The 24,852-nt window shown below is 58.1% G+C and carries 16 protein-coding genes; 2 read left to right on the top strand and 14 right to left on the bottom strand.

Annotated features, from left to right (window positions below):
- The first annotated feature begins 99 nt into the window (after positions 1 to 99).
- Entirely contained in the window at positions 100 to 591 is a 492-nt protein-coding gene (locus MWL89_RS01890; protein ID WP_244411546.1) for an RrF2 family transcriptional regulator, read from the top strand.
- Here the strand turns inward: MWL89_RS01890 and MWL89_RS01885 are convergent.
- The 7 genes from MWL89_RS01885 to MWL89_RS01855 all read right to left on the bottom strand — a co-directional run bounded on the left by MWL89_RS01885 (position 569) and on the right by MWL89_RS01855 (position 13,240).
- Entirely contained in the window at positions 569 to 4,543 is a 3,975-nt protein-coding gene (locus MWL89_RS01885) for a cell wall-binding repeat-containing protein (protein ID WP_244411545.1), read from the bottom strand. The genes MWL89_RS01890 and MWL89_RS01885 overlap by 23 nt on opposite strands.
- A gap of 406 nt (positions 4,544 to 4,949) precedes the next feature.
- Positions 4,950 to 6,602, bottom strand: a complete 1,653-nt coding sequence (locus MWL89_RS01880) for an ABC1 kinase family protein (RefSeq protein WP_244411544.1) — start codon at positions 6,600 to 6,602, stop codon at positions 4,950 to 4,952.
- A gap of 258 nt (positions 6,603 to 6,860) precedes the next feature.
- On the bottom strand, positions 6,861 to 7,139 hold the full coding sequence (locus MWL89_RS01875) for a molybdopterin-binding protein (RefSeq protein WP_102379287.1): 279 nt from the start codon (positions 7,137 to 7,139) through the stop codon (positions 6,861 to 6,863).
- Between the two features lie 9 nt (positions 7,140 to 7,148).
- Positions 7,149 to 7,961, bottom strand: coding sequence for a molybdopterin-dependent oxidoreductase (locus MWL89_RS01870; RefSeq protein WP_244411543.1), 813 nt, complete (start codon positions 7,959 to 7,961; stop codon positions 7,149 to 7,151).
- Between the two features lie 11 nt (positions 7,962 to 7,972).
- Complete coding sequence (locus MWL89_RS01865; RefSeq protein ID WP_244411542.1) at positions 7,973 to 9,631, bottom strand: molybdopterin-dependent oxidoreductase; 1,659 nt, start codon at positions 9,629 to 9,631, stop codon at positions 7,973 to 7,975.
- Positions 9,632 to 9,765: 134 nt separating this feature from the next.
- Positions 9,766 to 11,367, bottom strand: coding sequence for a Fic family protein (locus MWL89_RS01860; protein WP_244411541.1), 1,602 nt, complete (start codon positions 11,365 to 11,367; stop codon positions 9,766 to 9,768).
- 226 nt (positions 11,368 to 11,593) lie between these two features.
- Positions 11,594 to 13,240, bottom strand: a complete 1,647-nt coding sequence (locus MWL89_RS01855) for an FAD-dependent oxidoreductase (RefSeq protein WP_244411540.1) — start codon at positions 13,238 to 13,240, stop codon at positions 11,594 to 11,596.
- Between the two features lie 256 nt (positions 13,241 to 13,496).
- Here MWL89_RS01855 and MWL89_RS01850 point away from each other — a divergent pair, with 256 nt between their 5' ends.
- Positions 13,497 to 14,954, top strand: coding sequence for a helix-turn-helix transcriptional regulator (locus tag MWL89_RS01850; RefSeq protein WP_244411539.1), 1,458 nt, complete (start codon positions 13,497 to 13,499; stop codon positions 14,952 to 14,954).
- A 93-nt stretch (positions 14,955 to 15,047) separates the two neighbouring features.
- On the opposite strand, the gene MWL89_RS01845 is transcribed toward MWL89_RS01850, so the two are convergent.
- The 7 genes from MWL89_RS01845 to MWL89_RS01815 form a co-directional block, all read right to left on the bottom strand.
- Positions 15,048 to 15,683, bottom strand: coding sequence for a hypothetical protein (locus tag MWL89_RS01845; RefSeq protein WP_244411538.1), 636 nt, complete (start codon positions 15,681 to 15,683; stop codon positions 15,048 to 15,050).
- 105 nt (positions 15,684 to 15,788) lie between these two features.
- Positions 15,789 to 16,139, bottom strand: a complete 351-nt coding sequence (locus tag MWL89_RS01840; protein ID WP_102379294.1) for a 4Fe-4S dicluster domain-containing protein — start codon at positions 16,137 to 16,139, stop codon at positions 15,789 to 15,791.
- Between the two features lie 9 nt (positions 16,140 to 16,148).
- The gene (locus MWL89_RS01835) at positions 16,149 to 18,671 is read right to left on the bottom strand and encodes a molybdopterin-dependent oxidoreductase (RefSeq protein ID WP_244411537.1); all 2,523 of its coding nucleotides are present in this window, start codon (positions 18,669 to 18,671) and stop codon (positions 16,149 to 16,151) included.
- 139 nt (positions 18,672 to 18,810) lie between these two features.
- A complete protein-coding gene (locus tag MWL89_RS01830; RefSeq protein WP_102379296.1) occupies positions 18,811 to 20,208 on the bottom strand; it encodes an SLC13 family permease in 1,398 nt (465 codons plus the stop codon).
- Between the two features lie 158 nt (positions 20,209 to 20,366).
- Positions 20,367 to 21,635, bottom strand: a complete 1,269-nt coding sequence (locus MWL89_RS01825) for an MFS transporter (protein WP_102379297.1) — start codon at positions 21,633 to 21,635, stop codon at positions 20,367 to 20,369.
- 135 nt (positions 21,636 to 21,770) lie between these two features.
- Positions 21,771 to 22,118 carry a 4Fe-4S dicluster domain-containing protein gene (locus MWL89_RS01820; protein ID WP_102379298.1) on the bottom strand — a complete coding sequence of 116 codons (348 nt, stop codon included), beginning with the start codon at positions 22,116 to 22,118 and terminating at the stop codon, positions 21,771 to 21,773.
- A 67-nt stretch (positions 22,119 to 22,185) separates the two neighbouring features.
- Complete coding sequence (locus MWL89_RS01815) at positions 22,186 to 24,642, bottom strand: molybdopterin-dependent oxidoreductase (RefSeq protein ID WP_102379299.1); 2,457 nt, start codon at positions 24,640 to 24,642, stop codon at positions 22,186 to 22,188.
- Between the last annotated feature and the right edge of the window lie 210 nt (positions 24,643 to 24,852).

Genomic DNA, 24,852 nt, shown 5'->3' with positions numbered 1-24,852 from the left:
GAACACGTACACTTTTCGAGGAATTTTAAGATGCGAAAACGGCACCGAGGCAGCGCAGCGAAGAAGCTCGATGAAGCGGGTGCGCGGGCAGGAGAGCACATGAAAAACAACGCCACCACGGATTACGCAATGCGCATGGTGCTCTATATAGCCGTCAAAGGGGGGCTGCGCCCCTCGAGGGAAATATCACGCGAGATGGGCATACCGCAGAACCTCCTCGTTCAGCTGGGGACGCAGCTGAGGGAAGCATCGATCCTGCAGGCGAAGCTCGGGAAGCACGGCGGCTACATGCTTGCCAAAAGCGCCTTCGAGATCAGCATATACGATGTCGTATGCGCAATAGAGAATAGGCCCCAGCCTCCTAATACGGCGGGAATCTCCGAGAAAGCCATGGCCGATTCCATATTGGACTTGTATCAGACGACCATGGAGCGAATCGTATCGCTGCTTTCCGACATCACGATCGAACAAGTCGCAGACATGGCAAGGGGTTCGGAAACCGTCGCTCCCGAACCCCTTACAGTGAAGCAGATGCGCACGGCACTTGGAGCCGTGCCGGAATCAACGCCTAGGCAAGAGCCTTCTCGATGATTTCGTATAGCGGTTTGGACACGCTCTTCTCGTCGCCAATGACGTAGGCTTTCTCGATATCAGCCTTATTCGGCTCAAGCACTTTTTCGATCTGCAAATTCATCGCTTCACCCTCGTTGATAAGTAGAAGCGGAGACTCGTTCTTGCCGCCGAGCGACGATGCAACGAGTGCGTCGGTGAACTTGCCGTCCCATCCGATCGTGAGAACAGGATTCTTGCACACGAGACCGTTTTCGAGAGCCCATTCCGCCGTGAGCTGCGATGTTTCGTAGCGATCGGCACCGTCGAAGCGAACGGTTTTCGCTACCCCCTCAAGCGCTTTCTCGGCTGCAGCGGAGACGGAGTTTTCCGAACCCATGACAAGCACGGTCTTGAAGCCACCGGCCTTTATGGCTTCAAGCGTGTCGGACGTAAGATCGCCGTTGGCAGTTGCAAGGAAAATAGGAGCACCCTTTGCGTAGGCGATCGGCGATGCCGAAAGCGCATCCGACGGCTTGGAGCCGAGTGCCACGATAGCCACATCGCCCCATGCATCGCCGCCGGCCTTGTAGATCTTCAGCGCCGTATCATAGCGATCAGAACCGCCGATACGAGTCGCCCCGTTCGGCACAAGCCCATCAATCTCGTCAAACGCCTTTTCAGAAACAGCGTTTTCATCACCAAGCACGATGGCGTCTTTTGCTCCGAGACGCTCGATCTCGGCTTTTGTGACATCGGTGAGATACGCGGTGTTGGTAAGAAGCACCTGAGCGTTTTCTAAACCAGCAAGACCAGCAGCAGCAAGCGCATCGGGGAAATCGTCCCCACGCGCTACGATCACGGTCTCGCAGGAACCGTCCTCAGGGAACGCCGCCTTCGATACGAGTCCCATAGTCGTATAGCGATCGGAGCCGCCGAGACGAGTCGTCTTCGCAGGAACGTCGGGCGTGGCCTTTTGAGCCCATTTCGCGTAGAGGGTCATGCTGTCCGTCACGCGATCGGAATCGAAGTTCCACGCGGTTGCAAGAGTTTCATCGGTATACCAACCACCGAAATCATAGCCATCGCGCGTGGGAGCTTCGGGCTCGGCGACGAGATCGCCTTTGGCAACCTCGGCCTTCTCGACAACGGAACCGCCCTTGGAATCGAAGGTCACCGTAACCTGCGAATCGGCAAGTGCGACCGCATAGGTGGAGAACTTATCGCCGTGGAACGTCACAACGCCCGTAGCATAATCAACGGAGACATCCTCTTCGGCAAGAAGCTCCGCCTTGCCGTCATGGTAGCGGGCGACCTTGACGTCTTTACCGACCAGCTCGTCGAACTTGATCTTAAACGGAATCGGTGCAGCGGTCTCGGCAACCGCAGCTTCGACCGAATCATTGCCGGAACCATCTGCGCTCTTCTTCTCGACGACAACCTTTACGCCGAGGTCGAAGAAGGAGACGGCGCTATTGTCGCCGACAACCGCCTTGATCTCATCTGCGCCGGCGGCCGACGTCTCGTCAACGGGCATCGACGAGACGACCATGGTCGCAGATACAGCGCTTCCGTCTTGCTTCGCCTGAGCGACGAGCTCGTTGATGGCAGTACCCTTATCGGTACCGACCTTGTTGCCGCCGATGACGCCTTCTTGCGCTGGGTCGTCATCGCCACTCAGGGCATCTCCGAGAGATCCCGCAATCGTTCCGAGGGATTCCTCGTCGGACACGCCGGGCTTATCGGCGGGAATGTTGTCTTCGGAAACGATCGGGGCCTGAACCTCGACGTTGCCTCCCTCGTCCACGATTTTCTTCTGGATCTGGTACACGCCATCGGCGATCTTCGAGCATGCGAGGCCTTCGGCAACGTAAGCGGATACATCGCTCGAATAGGTGCCGCCCGCAATCGAGATGTTCTCGGCTGCTTCAGCCCAATCCGATGATTGCCCCTTAGACCACGTGTAGGCAAGAACGGCCTCGTTGTGGGCAGAAGAGAATTCCCCGCCGTTTATCGTGATAGACGGCGCTCCGCCAGGGTAGCTACGGTTGACAAGGGAAATAGCCGCACCGTCGCTTACGAGGCCGTCGCCTGTTTTGCCAGGACGCTCATCCTCTCCGACGCCTTTGACTACGCCGCCGTTGAAATCGAAGCTCGTGTTAACGGTGCCCTCGCCAGAGCAGAATTGGATGCCCGTCGTACCCTCGAGCGTACCGCCGTTCAGAACCAGAGTTCCTGCTTGCGGATGATAGACCGCCGCCGAAGCGGTGCTCGTAAGATTGCCGCCGTTGATTACGATATCGGTTCCATGATACGTTCCGTTACCGGCGATGGCGTAACCCATGGTGTCGATGGAAACGCCTTCGGCAACCGTCAGCGAAACCCTGTTGGCAACGGCAGAAGCGTTCGTTGTCGTTCCGATGAGGGAAACGCCAACCGCTCCGTACGTCGTATTCCCGCTCGACGAATTTTTAAGATTCTCAATCTTCGTACCCGCGCCGAGAGCAATCGCCTTCGCCGCACTATCGTCTTTGCCGCCGACGTAAACGATGTAGTTATAGTTTGTATCGGTGTCAGGGTTGTACGCCTGAATGGAAACATCTTCCGTCACAAGGTTGGCCGACCCGGAGACGTGAACCGTCTTCCAGCCAGCAGTTTGGTTCCCGTTGCTGCGAGCATCGAGAACGGTGCCGTTTTTGAGCGCGTTATCGCCAGAGCCCGTAAACAGCAAGCCATCGACTGTTTTGGCATCGTCGCTCACGATTTTGAGCGTTTTCGCCCCAAGGTCAACCGTCACATTGTCCGCGAAAGAGACCGGTTCGCTTTCGGTATCGGCCAAAAGCTCGATGACGTCGCCGGCAACCGCATGCCCGGCAGCATCTTTCAGGCTCGCATACTCGACATCGCCAATCTTGGCAACAACGGGTGCGGGAGTCTCGCCGACAACGTACGCGCCGTCAACGAGCGTACAGGAGAAGCCCTCTTCGCAGAAGTCATCCACGTTAGCCGAGAAAGACCCCCCGGTGATTGCGATCGTCCCAATGGCCGAGCTACCGCCCATCTGGGAGATTACAGCCTTGCCAGACGCAGCCGTGAAGATGCCCCCGGAGATAGTCAACTGGCCTTTATTGATTTCGCCCGGGTTCATGCCGTTGAGAATGACGCCATGACTGCTTTCGGTAGCCGCGAACGAGCCTCCCGAGACTTTTGCGACGTTCCAGTTGAGAAGCACCGCCTGGCTCACATTCTCGAACGTACCACCCGTGATTTCAAGAACACCGCAATCGTCGTTCTTGATGGTATTAAGCCCACCAGCAAACGTACCGCCAGTAATGGTCAAGGAAGGTATGCTCTCAGAATCCTTCTTCTCGGTCGAAGCGTTCTGGTAGCCGTTTTCAACCATGCTGGAATAATGTCCGTTTTGGGAAATCTCGACGCCATCGTTAATAGTCAGCGCACCATGGTTGCGGACAACGTAAAACGAGTTTCCACCCGCGTCAGTTGAGCTCTGCCCGTTCTCCATGCTTCGCGTATAGATGCCGCCGTTAAGAACCGCGGTAGCTCCTTCGACGTTTTCGAGAGCAGCCTTCGCGTGAGACACATTGTCGACGGTACCTGACCCCTTAACAGTCAGCTTACCGCTATTGGTGATGGTGTGCTTACCGTCAACATTTGTCAACTTGTGGGCACCAAGATCGATCGTCACATCCTTGTTGACAGCAATCGTCACACTTTCGGTCGCATCAGCCATAAGAACAATTTCTGCGCCCGATGCCGCATCGTCGATTGCGGCCTGCAGCGTGGCGTACTCCTTGTCGCCGATCTTTGCAACGTTCGTTGCCGTCCCCGGGCCACCGTCTCCCTCTTCCTCAGCCCATGCAACCTGAGGGATCATCAACGTAGTCGCCAAAACGAACGTCAAGATGACAGAAAGCAGTTTTCTCGATCTCGCCTCCTTTGCAACGTTCGAGGCTTGTTTGGATACAGTATCCATCCTTGCTCCTTTCTGGGGTTCATCGCCCGCAGCCGCCACCCGTATATGGCAAGCGGCCGGAAGAATATTCCGGCCGCTTTGCGCCACAACGAGATGACCACACATGCGCATGGCTCCCCGCAATATCTGAAACCACCCGCGGAGCAGTTTCGTGCTTTTTGTCTTCTATATAACCCGATCGGTTATGTCTGCAATGATACCCCCCCCCGTGGGATGTCAAGTTTTTCTCGGTAAAACGAGCTTGTTTTACCTGATAGGGAATACATTCCTAAAATAGAATCGCATACGTCATGGTATAAACAGCGGGGTCCTGTCGACCGCAAGCGAAGCGTCGGGAAAGCCTCTGGGAAGCAGTACGAAAGACGGCGGCGCACGGGGCTCCGCCCGGCATTGCCTTAGCTATCTCCTACCTGATCTTCTCGTCGTTCACCTGTCGATGACGGATCGAAACGGCACGCACGATCACGTACACGCCGAGCACGAACGCGCCCAGGTAGCCGAGGGCCCCGAGCAGCGGCACACCGAAGATCTGGGGCTGCATGGGCGTCGTGCACACGATGCTCGAACCCACAAACAGGCCAGCCGATATCAGCGAGAGGGCAAGAAGGCTTGCCACCTGGTAGATTGCACCTTTGATATCCCGCGGCAGATCCATGTCCATAGAAACCTTCAGCTGACCGCGATCGAGCATATCGAGCGTATGCGACAGCTGTGTCGGCAGCGTGGTCATAGCCTCAGCCGACTCCGCCGCGTTCAAAAGCAGATCCTGGGCTTTCCCCTCAATGTAGGACAGCGTCTTCATCTGCTTTTTCACGTGAACCGATACGATGTCGACGATGTTGATCGACGGTGCTATATCGGTAAGCACGCCCTCGAGCGTCAAGAACCCGCGCGCGAGCATCGTAAACGAAGGCGGAAGCGTCAGGTTCTGCGTCCTCAGGATCTCGATCACATCGACGAACGCCGTACCGATGTTGATATCGGACAGATCGGTCGACGCATACGAGGCAAGCATGGTGCTCATCTGCTCGAGCAGCATGCTGTGATCGACGGGCCCGTCGGCTTTCGCCAAGCTCAGAAGCGCATCCTTGAGCGCGTACGGATCGCCTGTGGCCACCCCGCGAAAGACCTTGCTGACGATGGCGCGCTCATTCGCCGTAAGCGAACCGGTCATGCCGAGGTCGATCCATACGATCCCGCCGTCGTTGATGACGATGTTTCCCGGATGGGGGTCGGCATGGAAAAACCCGTCGTCGACCACTTGCGTCACGTAGCTTTGGGCCAGTCGCTCGCCGATCGCCGCCAGGTCTTTCCCCTGAGCTTCGAGGGCGCTCTTGTCATCGAGAAGCGTTCCCGAAACGAACTCCATCACGAGCATGGAATCGGAGCTGTATTCGGGAAAAGGAAGCGGGCTCGTCACCCCTCGCTGGTCTTCGATTTCCTCATGGAACCGCTTCAGGTTCTCCAGCTCGATGGAGAAGTCGACCTCCTCGGCGGTCGTCCGTTCCAGCTCGGAAACCAGATCGTCAGCCGTGAGCACGAGTCCGTTCGGAGCGATATTCGAGAATTCCGCCAAGGCGAGCAGGTGCTTCATGAGCGTAATATCCTCGGCCATCTGCTGTGCAATGCCCGGCCTACGCACCTTGACGGCGACGACCGTGCCGTCGTGGGTGGTCGCCTTGTGAACCTGCGCGATCGATGCCGACCCGAGCGGCTCTTTCGCAATCGACGAGAACGCTGCCTGCCAGGGCGCATCGAGAGAAGCCTCAATGCGCTCGATCACGGTGTCGAACGGCATCGGGGGCACATCGGCACGCAGCTTTTCGAAGGCGTCGCAGTACCCCTTCGGAAGCAGGTCGCTGCGATTCGAGGCGATCTGGCCGATCTTCACGTACGTCGGCCCGAGATCCTCAAGAATGGCCACGGCTTTTTCGGGAGTCAACCCCGACATGGCGTGATGCTTCAGCAGAATCTGCCGAATCTCCTTCATGCGTTTGCCCGACGTTTTGTCCTTTACCGTTATCTCGGCAACGCGTAGGAACTCCTTGAATGTGGCCATGACGCACCTTTCGCTCGTTTCTCGAAATGGTAGCATGTGCCAAACCCGCCCATGAGATTCGTTTCCGACAGTTTGATTTGGGGCCGGAACGACACGCTCGCCTGCGATGCACCGCACCGACCGGCTCGCTCAGAACGAGTGATCGGCTGGGCAGGCGCTTCGCGCAAGGAGGACCCCTTCCATAGAAGGGGTCCTCGCAAACCACAGCGAAACCGAGCAGCGGCAACGAAGGCACCGGAGCCTGCATTGCCGCCCGTCCTACGCAGCGGTGAATTCCGCCACATCCGCAAGGGGGCTCTCGTCCCCATCGCTGTTCACCGAGCGAACAAGCAAGCGATAGAACCCGGGCTTTTCGGGCGTATATGCAAACGTCCAATGAACCCATAGCTCCGAAGCAGACTCGGAAACATCATAGGAAGTCCAGTGTTCACCGTTGTCAAGAGAAAACTGCACCGCCACGATCTGTTTGCCGTAATCCTCGGCGTATCCGGAAAACGTCACCGGCTTCCCTACTTCGACCTGCATGGGGGCGATCATATCGGCTCCTTATTCCTGGATTCCCGCAAGCACGCCCGCGTTGGGACTGTTGGGGTGCTCGTCGTTGACTCCGGGAGCCTCAGGTGCGACCTCCTCGGTCGACACCACCACCTCGACGACGTCACGCACGAAATAGTTCGCGGGCGTTTTCATCATCCAGAGCTGGTTGTTACCGCCAACCGAAGCGGAAAGGTCCTCGTCGTTGATCTCGTAGCTGAGCACCGCATGCCGCCCGATCACGTAGGCGAGCGGCAGCGTCATCTCGGTGCCGTCGGCGGAGACGAACGTCAGCGCGTTGGCACCCGGCTCGGCGCCTGCGCGCGAAAGCAGGGCCTCGATCGGAATGCCCTTCACGTCGGCCGTGATGATGGCACGGCCGCCCGCGGGGTTGCCGCCGCACGTGCACGTCATCACCTTGTTGACCGATTCCTCGTTGGCGAGATCGCCCACGGTAGCCGTGAACGCGTTTTGCACGTCGCCGGAAACCGATAGCCGCCAGCCGAGCGGGTTGTCGGCTGCGATGCTCGTCGAAGCGCCGCAGATCGCCTGCGTCGCCTTCTGGAAGAAGGTCTTGATCACCGCGTTAGGGGTGATGGTGGTCTGGTCGAAGGCGAATTCGCCCGCAACCTCGGCCTCGGTAACCTGCGCACTCCCGACCGTTGCGCTGTTCGCCTGGACCTCGGTACCGCCCACCGGCTCCGCCGCGCCCTGCGCCGCATCGTCGGCCATAGCAACGGCCGGGGTGGCGACCATGGATACGACCATGGTGATTCCCGCGACGGCAGAGAGAGTGGTACGACCGTATTGCGTCGTTTTCTTCATAGTGGTTCCCCCTACTCTACCGTAAACATGAACTGGGTGTTGTACTGGCAGACCCGATCCGCGCCTTCGGGCGTGATGGAGGTGGTGCGGATATCGAGCAGGTAAGCGCCAGCCGCAGGCGGCGTGAAGTCCATGCGCCAATACGTCCAATTGTCGGCATTGTTGTCGGGCGTGTCGAGCACGGTCCACGTGGCACCGTGATCGAAGGAGTACTCGATCTTCTTGATCGGCTCGTCCCATGCGTCGGCGAATCCTTCGAGATGCACGGTCTTGGCCTCATCGCCTGAAAGCACGACGCCGGTGGGATAGTTCAGGATGCCGGAGTTGGGCTTGGAGTAGATCTCGCCGGTCTTATCGTCGGTGAACTGGCCGATGTAGAGCTGGTTGTCGAGGTCTTCCTCGGCCTTCGTCATGAAGGTCAAGTTGGAAATGCGTTTCGTGAAATTGCCGCCCGAAGTCTTGTTCACCCAGATCATGCATGGATAGCCCTGCGTGTTGGGCAGCATCTCGCCGTCCATCTTGGTCACGATAATCGCGTCGTTTTCGAGCAGCCAGTCGATACTCATCTGGGCGTAGTCGTAGCCGTCCGATCCGATGGGGCTCACCGTGTTGGCTCCGGCCTTCGGCTTCGCGAAGTCGATGATGGCCGACAGCGGAATGCCCTCCACTTCGCTCTGCATGATGGTTGCCTGACCGACGCCGTTGATGGTGCAATCCATCTTCATGACCTGCTTCACGGTACCGAACTGCTCGACCATTTCGGGAAGCGTCATCTCGGCAGGGTTCTCGCAATCGCCGTCGATGGAGATGACCCAGTTGTCGAAGATCGACTGGTCGACCTTCGAATCGTCGGTAAGCCACTCGCTCGGCTCGTCCTTGACCGTCTTGAAGATGCGGTTCTCGGCCGGGGTGATGGTGGTCTGATCGTAGGTGATGTCGGCTTCGAGATCGTCGGCGGTCACATCGGTGATGCCCTTGTACAGGTTGTACTTCACTTCGTCCCACCGGTCGAAGTTGCCGGTATCGGGGTTGATGTAGTGGCACGACTGGCAATCGCCGTTATCGTCGGCGAACATCTGGCTGCCGAAGTGGGTCGTGTGGATGATGTCGGCCAGCTTGATGCCCGAATAGGAATCGGAGTGGCACGCGATGCAGTTCTGATAGCTCTGCTCCGTCGGATAGCCGAAGAAGATCAGGCGATGGTACGTCGGCAGGCTCATGAGAGCGTTCTCCAGCGTATGGCACGACGTGCACCCGCGGGCGTCCGCGTTCAAGTACGTGTTGTTCCAGCTCACCGGATCCGAAGGAACCGGCTGCACCGTAAAGCCGTTGCGATCGGTGTAGCGACGCGGTGCCTCGGCCTTTGCGTTCGCCTCGTTCTTCTCGGCATTCTTGTAGAAATCGGGAAGCGAAGCCACTCCGTCTACGAAGCGGCCTTCCGTGGGAAAACCGCTGTACGCGGCAAGCTCGTCCACGGCGGAATCGTCGGCTTTGGCGCCTGAGGCGCTCTCTGTTTTGGTGTCGGTAGACTTCGGCTCGTCGGTCGACGCCTGGGGACTGCATCCCCAAACTGCAGCCGCGGCGACCAACGCAACCGACAGCAGAACGATAATTGCTTTCGCTTTGCTACGCGAGCGCACGTCCGGCCGCTCTTGTTCGTTGTCTTTCATTGATCCTCCTTTTGTGTGAAAAGCGAAACCCCCGATCCTCCTTTCTCTTTCGTTGTTCCTTCCTCTATCGCCTCGATGTTCTCTCGCGGCGCCCGACGCTACCCCAACCGTCGTACGCCGCGGCGAAACCGCCGCTAGCCGTTCAAGCTGCTGCGCCTTCGCGGTCCATCGCAGTCGGCAATGGGAGCACGGCGAAAGTCGTAGTGCTCGATGTAGGTTTTATCCAACAGCGACTTCTCGTAAAAACCTATGTCTTTGTTGTATTCGCAAGCAGCCGCATCAGCACTCTTGAACTCGTCGCGCAAGCGCCCGTCTTCGTCGTAGTACCGATGGAACGCCTGCGAGCAATGCTGCTTCAGATACGCGAGAAACGTCTGGCCGAAGCTATCGGATGCAACGAAGAAATGCCGGATTCCGTCGTCGTGTTGCCTGAGAAAGCCCATATCGAGAAGGCGTGCGAAATCGCTGCGGGCACAGGGGTAAGAGACGTCGTAGCGCTGCTCGTGAATCGCGTACGTGAACTCGGCGTTGCTGTGCAGCGAGGCCTCGAGCAGCACCTCCTTTTGCCTGAAGTTCATGGTCTCATCGGAATCGATGATAATGCGAAACCGCTCGCGCCGACGCCCCATGCCATCGAGCTTGGTGATGGTCCAACCTTGCTCATCGACGATCGCCTCCACCGCACGCTCGAAGAACCGCGTCCAGTCGCTGTACCCGTCGCACTCGACGGAAAGCTCTTCCGGTTCGCGGGAAAGCCCTCGCACTCCCGCAGAATGCTCGTCGCGTGCGTACAGCAGTTTGATAACGGGAACGTGGGCGGAAAAGTGGTAACCCGCACGGTGCAGGATGAGAAAGTACATCAGGTAAGCGAGCACATTATTGCCTGCGGGAAACAGACGGAAGGTCTTGAAATAATGCAACGCGATGAGCGCATTGATCAGAGCATGGTTGCCGCAATCGACGTTGCCGCAAAATCCGCCCGCAACATGGCCCTGGGTCTTGTACTCGGCGTTGTCGTACGATCCGTTTTCAACCATAGCTCGTTCGTTCTCACTCGGCCAAAGGTGCGCACAGAACGCCTTGAGCGCTCTTTTGCGCAGCTCCTCAACGGTGTTGGCTTCGTGGCCCTCCGCTTCGCGCACCTCCTTGATGGAGATGCCTTCGACGAGCTTCGCATACAGCGATTCGATAAACGAAGCGGTTATCCGCTTTTCACGATATTCCTCGACGCTCAAAAGGACTTTCCCTGCATTCGAAACGAGGAGCTCGATGCCGTTGGCAGGCTCGCACGCGTGAACGCAGACCCGCTTCATTTGCTCCACATCGTGCGAAACGTTTTCCAGGCAAACCGCTGAAACGACTTCGCTTGCAGCGAGGTTAAGCTCGTAGTGCCCGCCCTCGGGGTCGGTGAGGATGCTCGTGTAATGAACCGCAAGGCCTTCGTTCACCTGAAATTTCTCCAGAAGCTTACCAAGCCTCCACGTCAGGGAATACCAGTTGTCCGAAGAGCACGGGGCTCCGCTGCCGCCCTCGCCAATAACCGCATCGAACGGAACCGGCAGATAATGGCCCTGGGATCTGCGCAGCTTGTTAGCTACGAACCAGTAAATGGAAGCGTCTTCGACCGTCTCCCCTAAAGCGCAAGACAGGGATTCGAGCGTTTGCGCCTGCTCGGAAGACAACGATAGAGCACGCTCCAACAGCGAATAGTCACCTGGCATGGCCTTGCTTTCCATGAATCCCTCTTCCCTTGCATACCCCTGAAATGTTCGCAGATGCGGTTAACTTCCTTCAAGGGTTTGGAGAATGACTAGAAAGTATTTACTACCCGCACCATGCGAGTTCGGCACGCAAAATCGCCCGGCAGCACAAGCCGCCGGGCGATCGTTTTACAGGAAGCGCCGCGCATGAGGGAAGGAGGGAGGATATGCGCGCGCTTCATCGGGATAATCGGATGTGCGTTTACGCCTCGATCTCTTCGACCGCGTACATGCCGGCCATGCGACCGCCGCAATAGGCGCACATGAGGGAGTAGCCTTCGTAATCGCAGTACGGAGCACTCATGAGCGTGCCGTTATCGGCGCCGGCCACGTACAGGCCCGCGATCGGCAGGCCTTCGGAATCGATTGCCTGGAGACGGTCGTTGGTGCGGATGCCGCCGATGGTCACCCATGCGCTCGGCTCGTACTGCATCGCGTAGAAGGGACCGGTCGCAATCGGCTGCAAGAAGCAAGCGGGCTTGTAGAACTGCTCGTCAACGCCGTTTTCGCAGTAGCCGTTGTAAGTCTCGACAGTCTGCGCCAGATCGGGCGCGCCGATAGCCTCTGCCAACGCCTCGATCGTGTCGGCCTTGAACACCCAGCCTTCGCCCATTCCCGCTTCGATGCCCTCTTCGACCTTCTCGAGCGGCTTGTCCTTGAGCGTCATCATACCCGTGCGCCAATTGATCTCGTCGGAACCGCACAACGTCCATGCATCGGTGCCGGAGGCAAGCCCGTCGATGTAGGCTTGGTCGACCACGGCGTAGTATTTACCGCCCACAAGCGAGATCGCCCCACCGAGCGCCAACGGCAGATTCGCGAATTTGCCCTCGTTCGAGAAACGGCGACCCTGGTTGTTCACCAGCATCGTTCCGTAGATGCCGATCGTGAACGCCGCGTTGTTGCGCTCGTAGAGGCCGTTGGCCTTCTGGTTGGAACCGGTGAACTCGTTGCCGGCAATGCCCCACTGGGTGGAAAGCTGGCCGCCGGCCGCCTGCACCATGTCGATGCCCTCTCCTACGGAAAGCACGTTGCCGAGCGGGTTCACGAACGTACCGAAGTGCTCGAGCATCTTCTCGGTGCTGCCGAGGAAGCCGCCCGTCGCGACGATGACGGCCTTGGCCTTCACATCGATGACCGAATCGCCCTCGCACTGCACGCCGGTGCAGATACCGTTCTCCACGATAAGGTGCTTGCCCGCCGTGTTGAAGATGAACTCGCCACCGTTGCCCTCGATGAACTCCTGCAACGGCTTCATGCGATCCTCGCCGCGCACCTGCTTTTCGGTATCGCCCTGGAAGTTAGCGCGCACCGATGCGTGACCGGCGCCGTAGTTGTCGGGGCGAAGACCCGTCGGCACACCGAAATCATCGGTAAACTGATCGACCGTCTCGCCCGACAGCTCGACAGCGCGCTTGATGGCCGCGGCGTTCGTTGACCAGTGGCCGTATTCCATAATATGGTTGAAAGCCTCTTCGACCGTGAATTCGATGCCCGCTTCCTGCTGCAGTTTCGAACCGACCATGAACGGGCCGCCGGCAAGCGAGCCGTTCGCAACGCCTACGTTGCCGCCCTTCTCGACCACGATGACGCTCTTGCCCGCACGGACCGCCTCCACGGCCGCCCACATGCCTGCGCCACCGGCGCCTACAATCGCGATATCGCATTCCTTCGTCTCATCGGCGGTTGCGAGCCCCGCCGCGTCGGACGGCTCGTCGGCCGTTGCCTTGCCATCGGACGAAGAGGCGCCTGGGGCGCATCCCGCCAAGGCGGCCGTTCCCGCCAAAGCGGCAACCGAACCGAGTGCCAAGAAGCTCCTGCGTGATAATCCTTTGTTTTCTTTCGTCATGTCGATCCCTCCGAAAAGATTCCCTTTGAATCAAACCGCATCGCTTTTGAACCGTGCGGCGTGCACCTTCCTTCGGTGCGTTGCCATCATGTCGCAGGCGCGCGGGCTTGTCGCGGGTGAACGTGGCGCGCTCGGGGTGAATTGCGGTTCACCCCTTGGATCACCCCGCATTCTTCCAGTTCAAAAGCCTTGTACCGATGCGATGCCACACAGTGGGGTACAATAAACCGATTGCACCCGTCGGAAGGAGGCGCGCGTGAAACCAAGCGATGTGGCGCGAGCGCTTGCGCCCGAAGATCAATCCACCGAAGACGAAGCCATCGGCGCTCGACCCCTACCCGCCCGCTATCTCGGCATGGGCGTTCTCATCGCATGGCTGTGCTGCACCCACGTTGTCAGCATCTTTCCCGGAAGCGTTGACGAGCCCGTACTCCGCAATACCTTCGACACGGGGATGCGATTCGGCGATATCGCAACGTTTCTCGTCCTTGCGCTCATCGCTTCGAGGATCGGGCCGCTCGGCAAACGGCTTGCTCTCTGCACGCTCGCCGTAGCGCTCACCACCATCGGAACGGCGGCAATCGGGCTCTGGCTCATACCCGGACAAGCGTCCGAGACGATCGTCTCCGCCATATCGTTCGCGACCGCTATCGGCGGCGCCGTACTGTTCTGCCTCTGGGCCGAAACCTACTGCCAGATGAGCGGTATGCAAACCATCGTCTACGGCGCGCTGTCCTGCATCACTGCGGCCGTCGTCTCGTTCGTCATCGGCACCATGGAGGAACCCTACGCCATCATCGCAACATCACTGCTTCCCGCTGTGTCGTTCGGCTGCGTTGTCCTGAGCCTCAAAAGCGTTCCCCGTGAAAAATCCCGGCCGACCGGAATTCGCTTTCCTTTGCCGTGGAAGCTCCTTTTACTCATGGCTCTCGCTGGATTCATGTCGGGTCTTGCAGGCTCTCTGTTGCCGAGCGCCGAAGGCACCGGAGCGATCCACCGCGTCATGGCGACGGGGCTCGCAGGCATCGTGATCCTCGTCATGGTGTTTGTTCGCCGCGAGCGGTGCGACGTGCGCTTCCTGGCGAAAATAGGCTTGCCCGTCGGCATCGTCGCCCTTGCGTTCATCCCCTTTGCGGGACCGGTGTGGGCCTATGCCGTTTCGTTTCTGATCAAGCTCGCCTACGTATGGTTCACCTTCTTCGTGCTGCTCATGCTCGCCCACATCGCCTACCGCTTCGAAGTGCCGAGTCTGCGCCTGTTCGCCATCGCCCGCGCCACGAGCGAGGCGGCGATGTTCATCGGCGTATCGCTTCGCCGAGAGATTCAACGGACCGAATTGGCTTCCAGCGACCTGTTCCTCTATGCGATCGCCATCGGGGGAATCGTTTTGCTGCTCATCTGCACGCTCATATGGATGAGCGAACGTTCGGTTAACGCCGACTGGGGAGCCTCGGGCATCAGCCTCGAGGACAGCGTTCACGTTCCCGGTCCGCGCGAGCAGCTCATCACGCGCTGCGAGCAGCTTGCTCGGGAGTACGGGCTCACCGCACGGGAGGCGGAAATCCTCGGCCTCATCGCGCAGGGAAAAAGCCGTATGGAGATCGAGCAGGAGCTATTCCTGTCGCAGAATACCGTGAAGACCCACGCACGGCATCTGTACGCCAAGCTCGGCGTGCACTCCAAGGAAGACGTGTGCGAGCTGTTCGAAGGGTAACCGCCTGCAGACAAGATCCCGCGAAAACGAAGACGAACGTTGACAACACCCGATCACGTCCGACAAGGATCCAAAACTCGAGGCACGACACGCTTATATCGCCCGACCCGTCCAATCGTGGTATCGATCCAGGCATTTTTCCTCAAGAAGAGCGCATACCCGCCGGAAGCCTTCATCTTCCATCTGGAAACGAGCCATCCACGTCAGCCCCTTGACGAACACAAGCTCGTCGGTCGCGTAAACGCCTGCTATCTCTTCATAGCGCTTGGTTCTCGTTTGTTTTATAGCTGTTTGCGCACCGAAGTTCACCGTAACATCGGAATCGGTAAACCGAACTTCGAACACGCGCTTGGTCACCGAACGAGTCGCCGCAAACTCATCTCCCATAAGCTTATCGAAATTTCGAATGCAGCGCTGTCGCACCGTAGCCATCCGATATATCGAAAACAGACCTGCCGCCAAAAGAAGGCACCCCATGCTCAGAAGAATGACTGCAAAAATCGACGAGGGGTTGACGAACATTGGTAGAGTAAGAAGCAGTGCGCCTACGATGAAGGCGATGGCGAAAATCCGATAACGCGAACGCTCCCTGGTTTCCAGCTTAGCGAGCGCTTCGTCTTTGAAGTTCTTCGCATAAAATACCTCGAACGCATCGACATCGCGGTTAACCGCATCGCTCGCTCCATACGCCAGCGCAAGCAGAATCGAGGCTTTTTTGGTTTCGGTCATATGAGCTCCTTAGCGGTCGGGATGGGCTGCGCTTCGTCGAAGCGCAGCCCCCGTTCGCACCCATTACCGAGCGATTCCGCTCGTCATATCATTATCGCAGAACACTTATCGGGCCAGCCGCGGCGTGAGCAGCGCCCAGCGCGTCTCGCCGTCCATCTTCCTTGCGAGCTCGCCCACCTCGCCGTGGTACATGCACCACGCCTGGCAGTGCTGCACGCACATGGGCATCTTGCCCGCATCCGTGCGGTCGGCGCACAGGTCGCAGGCCTTGGTGAGCACGGGGACCCACGACCACTCCCACCTGTCCTCGCCGGACTTCCCCGCGTACTCCCAGGGACCCGTCTCGGTGAGCCTGATGCCGAACTCCCCCTCGGGAAGGCCCAGGCGCTTCTTGCAGGCGACCTCGCAGGAGTGGCAGCCCGTGCAGTACTCGTAGTTGATCAGAATGCCGTTCATTGATCCTCCTTAGCTTACGCCGCACGGCGGAATCTCGCGGAAACCGCCTTTCTCCAGAATCTGAACGCTTGGGAGCGTGTCGCCATCCTTAACCTTGTAGATGCGGCCGACGATGCTCTTGTACGGCGCTCCAATCCCGCCTTCACCGGTTTCAAAGGAATAGGTGAGGTTGTTGATGTTGCAGTCAAACGACCCGAACAAGCTGGGGGCGTTGCCATCCCCCTCAGGGAACCACCAACCGTGTTCGGCCACGATGTAGTGAGGCTGGAGCGCTGGGTTGATCTTCACGCACTGCTTGCAGCGACCAACATGGTTCTCGATCCATATCCATTCGCCCTCAGCCAAGCCGTACTCTTCGGCAGTCTGCTTTGAAACCTGTACGTACGGAACCGGATGGAATTCCCTCATGGTTTTCTGCTGACGGTTCTCAGAGTGGAAGAACTCGTAGGAGCGATTGCCGTTGATGATGGTGAACGGATACTCCTTACGGTACTCTTCGTCGGTCGTCCACATGGATTGAGCCACACTCTCGTAGTGCTTCGGCCACGGATCGATGCCCCACGCCTGGAAGGTGGGTGAGATGAGTTCGATACGACCGGAGGGAGTGGCAAAACCAGGCGTTCCATCTGAACGCAGCATGCCTTTTGCATACTTTTCGTACTCATCGTTGAACTCGTCGTACTCATAGCCGCCTTGCTGAACCAGATCCATAAACGTACCTGTGCCACCGTGCTTGCGGTAAAACTCGGTATGGGCATCGGCCACCACATCGGCGCCGGCCTTGTTCCGCCCCGCAGTCTTCAGGCCCGACCCGTCTTCGTTGATAAGGTTGAAGCCGGTGTCCAGGTAGTCCTGAATGAAGTGATCGATGTCGGGCCAACGCTTGTTGAACAGCTCGGGATTCAGACGGTTGCCAAGCCAAACGATGATCTCTTCATCCGACTTGCACTCGCCAAACGTCGTGACCGCCTTCATGGCTCGCAGAGGCTGCCACCATACGCGCATCGAATCGCGTTCGATGCTCATCTTCAAAGGCAGCAGGATATCGGCGAACGCCGCCGCAGTGGGAGTCATGTACGGATCAGCTACCACAATGAACTCGAAATTCATGATGTTGCGGTATATGCGGGCAGTGTCCAACCCATTGCACGTGTACGTATTCGACCCTTGCACCCAGAGCATCTTCATCGGATAAGGCTGCTGCGTTTCCATCGCGTAGCACATGGCGTCGCAGTCGGCCATGCCGATGAACGGCTCGGCCTTGGGTTCTTTGCCTTGCAGCTGCTGTAGCGTTTTGTACGTGCATTTTTTGGCGGCAGCCTCGGGATCGGCGTACATGCTTGCAGTTGCGTAACCAGGATTGATTTCAAAGGCGTTGCGCACCAGCAGATTGGTGCCGGGGCGGTCGATGTTGCCGCATACGGCCATCAAATCGGAGACGGCCAAACATGCATGCATGGAATCGACCTGGGTATCGAACGGCAAGCCCCATTGGATGGCGCCACGCGGAGCGTTGGCGTACATGCGGGCAGAAGCGACGATGGTTTCTTCGTCTACACCGGTTACCCTCGATGCCCACTCGGGCGTATACCCCAAACCATCGTTATTCTCGCTCGGAGTGGCAAGATAGGTTTTCAGTTCGTCATAGTATGCGCACCAGCAATCGACGAACTCGTGGTCGATGAGATCCTCTTGGGTAATGACGTACAGCCAGGCCAACGCTATGCACAGATCGGTGCCAGGACGAAGGTCGAGCCAATGGGTAGCGCGTGCCCCCCACCAGGTGAGAATCGGGTCGATCGAGATTATCTTGGTACCCATCTGCACGCACTGCACAAGCCAGTGGCCGATATAGCCGTCTGCGTTGGAACGCAGAGGTTCGCACCCCCATACCACCAGAACATCGGGATGCACCCATTCGGGATTATTGTACCGATCGGGATGGCCCATCGATGCATCGACAATAGGGAAATCGCCCATAGGAGCCGCAGTACCGCACACTCGGGGCAGATAGCACGAATAGCCGGAAAACCCGATCGCGCCCACATTGGACGTGCGCAGACATGCACCGCCCAAAAACGGAACCTGATAGTTGATGTTACGTCCTGTCCCATGGTTCACCATAATGGACTCCCTGCCAAGACCAGCCTCGTCGATATTGGTCTTGATCCAGTCCTCGATGATATCGAGCGCTTCGTCCCACGAAATGCGCTCAAAGGCGTCCACGTTGCCGCGGTCTTCCCTCTTGCGCTTCATCGGGTACTTCAAACGATCGGGATAGTTGGTTGCCTCCGGCAAATTGAGGCATCGCATGCACAGCTTCCCATTTGTGCAGGGGTCGAGCGGATCGCCCTCCACTTTCACAAGTTTGTTGTCTTTGGTGTAGGCGAGGATGCCGCACGAATCATGGCATCCCGGGGCAGAGTAGTTATACGTGCGCGTCACGGTATATCCGTCTTCTTCCCACTGCCACTCGCCCTCGTGGTAAGCCGCACGATCAATGGTATCCAAGAACTCCTGGTAATCGGCCATTCGCTCCACTTCCTTTCGTCTTGTTGAATTCCCGTTCGAACCGCGCACGGTCACGGATCCTTGCTGCCGCCCTTATGCGTTTTCAACACGGAAGAACCCCCTTGGTCATGTGCCTCGCTCGGCGCAGTATCGGCGCCGGCTATATGCCTAGAACGCCCACGATGAACGGCGTCCAGAACGCGTCGAGCACAATAAGGAACAGCGCGGGAACAATACCCGCCTTAAACAAGTCGCCGAATTTGAAATACCCGTAAGCAAATGCATACATGTTAAGCGGATTGATAGGCAGCAGAAAATTGCCCCCGAATGCGAACAGGATAGCGAAGGGTGCTATCGTAGGAGACATGCCCGATTGGGCGCAAAACCCGACCAGTACAGGAACGAACAAGGCTTCCCAAACTCCCCCAACAGGACACAGGGTAAAAACTCCGTACGCAAACAGCAGGTACACGAGCAAGGCAAGCGGAAACGCCAAGGCGAACATTCCCGTAGCCGAAACGACCGATCCGATAAAATCGATAACGCCCGTGCTGACCATAAGACCGCTCATGGAGAAGATGGATCCCACCATGACGAGAACAACCCATGGCACCGACTCCTGATATTCCTTCCAAGTAAGCAGCTTAATGCCAGGAAGAAACGTCGCAACCAGACCGAGCAAAGCGACAACGGTCACGTTGAGAACGGCAATCCAGTTTCCCGCAATCCACAGCACCGGCATCATGACGACAAATGCCAACGCTTTCTTCTCGTGGGCAGTGGTCTTTCCGGCACCCTCGGTTTTCCCAATGATAACCGCGATCTGCTCTCTCTCGAAATGCTCAGGCGGAAACGCTTTCACAAGGAAAAACCAGCACACGGGCAGCATAGCAAGCGTAACGGGAACGCCGACCTTCATCCAGTCGAAGAACGTCACGCTTATTCCCGATATCTGGAGAACCGCCATGTTGTTCGGCCCACCGGCAAGCGTCGCAAAACCACCCACGATCGACCCATAGAGCAGCCCGATGAAGAGGCATCGTCCGAAGTTGCTCTCCTTCGGCTTGCAACCGAGCGCGTCGAGCACGCCTTTAGCGAAGCCGATGAACATGAGAACCGCCGCCGTGTCGGACATAACGCTCGACAGCAACGCAGCAGCTGACATGAATGCCAGAACAATCAGCTTTGAATCACCTTTCGTCTTCTTCATCAAAAATACGACGAGCCGCATTCCGTAGCTCGTTTTGCCTAAAACGGCCGACAAAGAAAACGCCGCAAGCAGATAGAACATCGTTGGCGTGGCAAACCCTGAAAACGCTTCACTGAGCGGTGCGATGCCGAGCATCGTAGCCAAAGTCAAAGCAAGCAGACCGGTTATCCCGACGGGCAGCGACTCGCATATCCACAATATCGCCGCCATCCCGAACACGCCCAGCATAAGGACACCTTCGCGGGGAAGAGCTTCGGAACCAGGCACGAAAAGCGATGTTGTCAGGAAAAGCGCCGCAGCGGCAATCCCGATGTTTTGCTTGGTAAGCACATTTGATAGCACGATCATGAACTCGCCCTTCCTCCTAGGCGTTTCTCATCCGTCCAATCGAGATTTCGGTTTGGCGGGCACGATGCCTGTCCGTACCCGCCTAATGCAAGCTGTTCTTCCCGGGACCCTCTACTGCCCGAGCAAGCCTCGGTACCAGAATGCCGCCGAGAGTTGGTCTAGTCTTCCCATACGAGTTTCTTGGCCGTCGCCTTCGCGACAACGATCGCCAGAATGGACACGGCAGCCAAACCGGCACCAAGTACCATAATGGAGTCGAACGAACCGGTTGTCTCGCCGACGAAGGCGATCAACGACGTAGCGAACGCGCCGAGGAAGTTCGCGATGCCGTAAGCCGTCGAGTATATCTTCGAATGGTCTTTTGCGCCGAAGAGTTCACGTATTACCAAAGGAATAACCATCTTCATATTCGCGCTTTCAAAGCCGATCAGGAAGCACGACGCCAACACGATAGCCTCGACGTCATGGAAGAACAGCAGTCCCATAAAGCCAACGAAAATCAACGCCAACGTCAAAATGTTCGTCTTGATGGCTCCAATTTTGTCGATGACCCATCCGATGACCGGCATAAAGAACTTTGCCGCCGTCGTGAATGAAATCATGGTAGCGCCGAACATCAAAGCCCAGTCGGCACCGTGAAGGGCAACGTAGCCCCATGCTTCCGACTGCGCGATGTTCGACCAGTTGCTCTTGAAACCGCCCATATTGCACATGGCGCCAGCAGCAATTACGGCAGCAACGAACGCAACGGAGATCAGGGCCTTCTTGTACGGAACGCCAGGACCCGTCTCATCTTGATTCTCGGCGGCAACGGATTCGCCTTCGACGTACCCATAGGGCTTGAGGCCAAGCTGCTCGGGTTTGAATCGCACGACGAACAGCGTCCACGGGATGATCATGACAGCAGCAACCACGGCAAGCACCAAGTACGCCGTCCGCCAACCAACTCCAGAGATGACGGCGGCGATGACTGGATTCAAAATGGCCGACAGGATCGCGAGCAGCATGCCGTACAAGCCTACTGCGAAACCGGTGCGCTTCTGGAACCAGTTAGAAATAAAGATCGGTGCGCCAATGATGAAGATGCCGCTGCCGCCAACACCATAGAGAAATCCCGCAAGCCACCATTGCCACGACGCTTGGCCAAAGCTCAACTGCGCATACCCCACAATGACGATAACCGCCATCGCCGTAAGCAAAATACGTGAATCGATTTTTGGAAACAACCTTCCTGCAAGCGGGGCGGCAAACGTCAGCGTGATAGTGCACACGGTCATCATAAGCGCAATGGCGCTTACGGGTGAGCCGATGCCGTCCGAGACAGCCTTGAAGAAATTCGACCCGCCGATGAGGATGAGCTCGATCGACCCCGCCGAAATGAACGCCCACGCAACAACGATAAGCCAAGGATATACCTTCTGTTTCATTTCAACCTCCTTACCTCAGTGATCCGAATGTGCATGCGTACGCTTTCCCCCTTTCCCCGCACGCCTCGAAATACTCGGGTATGCCCACCGGGACTGCCGAACATACCCCTTTTCGGCAGTCCCGTCTGTGGCTGCTTAGGCCAGCCGCGGCGTGAGCAGCGCCCAGCGCGTCTCGCCGTCCATCTTCCTTGCGAGCTCGCCCACCTCGCCGTGGTACATGCACCACGCCTGGCAGTGCTGCACGCACATGGGCATCTTGCCCGCATCCGTGCGGTCGGCGCACAGGTCGCAGGCCTTGGTGAGCACGGGGACCCACGACCACTCCCACCTGTCCTCGCCGGACTTCCCCGCGTACTCCCAGGGACCCGTCTCGGTGAGCCTGATGCCGAACTCCCCCTCGGGAAGGCCCAGGCGCTTCTTGCAGGCGACCTCGCAGGAGTGGCAGCCCGTGCAGTACTCGTAGTTGATCAGAATGCCGTTCATTGATCCTCCTCGTCAGCCGTTTGAAACGGCTCGTCAAGCGAACGGTGCACCCGTCCGCACGTTGTTGCTAATCGACTTTGCTTCCGCACATGGCACCAACGGTGTAATCGCCCCAACCGCCTTTGCGCGTAACCTTTTCACCCGGCAGCTCGTCGCCCGCACTGTAGGGATAGATGCGGCAGATCATTGACTTGATGTTCGTACCGATGCCCCCCTCGCCAGTCTCAAAGGCGCGCGTGCAATTGTTGGGATTGGAGTCGAACGTTCCGAACAGACTCGGCTCTGCGGCCTCCTGTTCGGGGAACCACCAGCCGTGCTCAGCATGAATAACCCCGGGCGCAACGCGAGGAGTCACCTTGACGACCTGTTTGAAGCGGCCATGGCCGTTCTCGATCCACGCCCACTGCCCGTCTTCGACACGGTATTTTTCTGCGTCGACGGGATTCACCATAACAAGCGGCAACGGGTGGAACTCGCGCATGGTGGGCATCTGGCGATGCTCGGAATGGAAGAACTCGAACGAACGGCCGCCGCACGAAAGGATGAGCGGATACTCCTCCATGAGCTCGGGAGTCGTAACCGGGCCCTCGGGCGGCTCGGTATGAAACGGCGTCGGCGTAAGACCCCAGACGCGGTACGTGTAGGGGGCGAGCTCGATGCGTCCCGAAGGAGTGGAGAAACCTGGGTTACCGTCGTCGCGAAGCATGCCCTTGGCGTATTTCTCGTACGTATGATTCCAATCGTCGTAAGCGTAGCCTCCCTTTTCGGAAAGCTCTTGGAACGACATGCCAACGCCGCCTTTAGCCTTCTCGGAAATATTGCCCTTCACATTCGATGATGCTCCGTGTTTTTTGCCGTCGCCGCCCGCTAAGTACCAATCCGCGATGTCGGTGTCTTTCGTCCATCCGAACGCCTCGGCGGCTTCGGGGTTCAAACGCGGCATCAGATCGACGACGATCTGCTCGTCGGTTTTCGCCTCGCCTGCAGGTTCGACGGCGCGGTATATGGTGCGCACCGGCGTCCACCATGTGCGCGCGGAATTACGTTCGCAGCTCATCGCCACGGGCAGCAGGAGGTCGGCGACCGCCACCGAGAGCGGCGTGAGGATGGGATCGGCGTTCACGATGAAGTCGACCGTCTTCAGAGCTTCGTAATCGCGGGGGGCATCCATGCCCGCACACGCAAGCGAGTTCGAGCTCTGGAACCAGATCATCTTGATGGGGTACGGTTCGCCGTCGGGCAATTCACCAGCTTCGATGCAGTGAAGAATACCGTCGGTGCAAGCATGAGCAATGAATTCGCCGCCCGTGATGCCCGTGCCGCGGGCGATGGTGAGCTTACGGTCCTTCGCAGATTGCGGCGTGAAATCTTCACCCGATGCATAGCCGGCGTTGATCTCGAAGGAGTTGCGTACGAGAATGTTGCCTCCAGGTCGATCGATGTTGCCGCATATTGCCATGAGGTCGCATACCGCCAGATTTAAAGCCATGGCGCTCATCTGCTGATCGAATGCGAGCCCCCACTGGATGGCGGAGTTGTTGCCCGAAGCGTACAGGCGCGCCGATGCCGTGATGTCCTCGGCGGAAAGCCCCGTGATAGGTGCTGCCCATTCGGGCGTCATATCCTTGATGCCCTCCCACAGTTCGTCGAGTCCGCTCGTCCAGCAATCGACGAACTCGTGATCGTAAAGGCCCTCGGAAATGATGACGTTGAGCCATGCGCACGCGAGCGCCGCATCGGTGCCAGGCCTGAGCTGCAAATGGTACGCTGCGCGGGCACCCCACCAGGTAAGGCGCGGGTCGATCGAGATGATGCGCGACCCCATCTGGACGCATTGCACAAGCCAGTGCCCGATGTAGCCGTCGGCGTTGGAGGCAAGCGGTTCATTTCCCCAAACAACGATGACCTCGGGCGCCTTGAACGACGGATCGACATAGCGGTCTTCGTGACCCACGGCGGCATCGGCGATCGGGAAGTCCCCGAGCGGGGCCATCGCGCCGCACACGCGTGGCATATAGCAGGCAAAGCCCGTGAAGAACAGCGTAGAAATATTCGGCGTCTGAAGAGCAGCCTGCCCGAAAAGAGGAACCAGCCAGTTCACGTTTCGGCCGGTACCGTGCACGCAAACGATAGATTCCGACCCGTACTCTTCGCGGATGCTTTTCACCTTGGTTTCGATCATATCGTAGGCTTCGTCCCACGTGATGCGCTCCCATTTGTTCTCGCCGCGCTCGCCCGCGCGCTTCATGGGATAGAGTACGCGATCGGGGTGGTTCACAATCTCAGGCAGGTCGAGGCAGCGCATGCATAGCTTGCCGTTCGTGAAAGGACTCAGGGGATCGCCTTCGACGTGATCGAGCTTCCCGTCCTTCGCATAGAACAGAACACCGCAGCTGTCATGGCAGCCCGGAGGTGAGTATTGGTAGGTGCGCGTAACGGTAAACCCGTCCTCTTCCCATGTAAGCTCGCCCTCGTGGTAAGCTGCGCGGTCGATGCCATCAAGGAATTCCTGATAATTCGCCATAGCTCCTCGCTTTCTCTCGATCTGCCGAAACCGGAGGCGGAGTTCCAGCCGAAAGCACCGATTGCCTCGACCGCCCCCGTTGACGCTGCCCGATAATGGCAGTCTCGAAAACCTCCCGCCTCTCATGGCACGAAAGATAGCGCCCAGAGCCGAAAACGGCATTATCCGATAAGGTCTCTTCGCGAAAATCGGGGCGTTTTTTCATAGACC

Source organism: Raoultibacter timonensis (genome assembly GCF_022845715.1).
GTDB lineage: Bacteria > Actinomycetota > Coriobacteriia > Coriobacteriales > Eggerthellaceae > Raoultibacter > Raoultibacter timonensis.
This window is presented reverse-complemented; position numbering and strand designations above follow the sequence as displayed.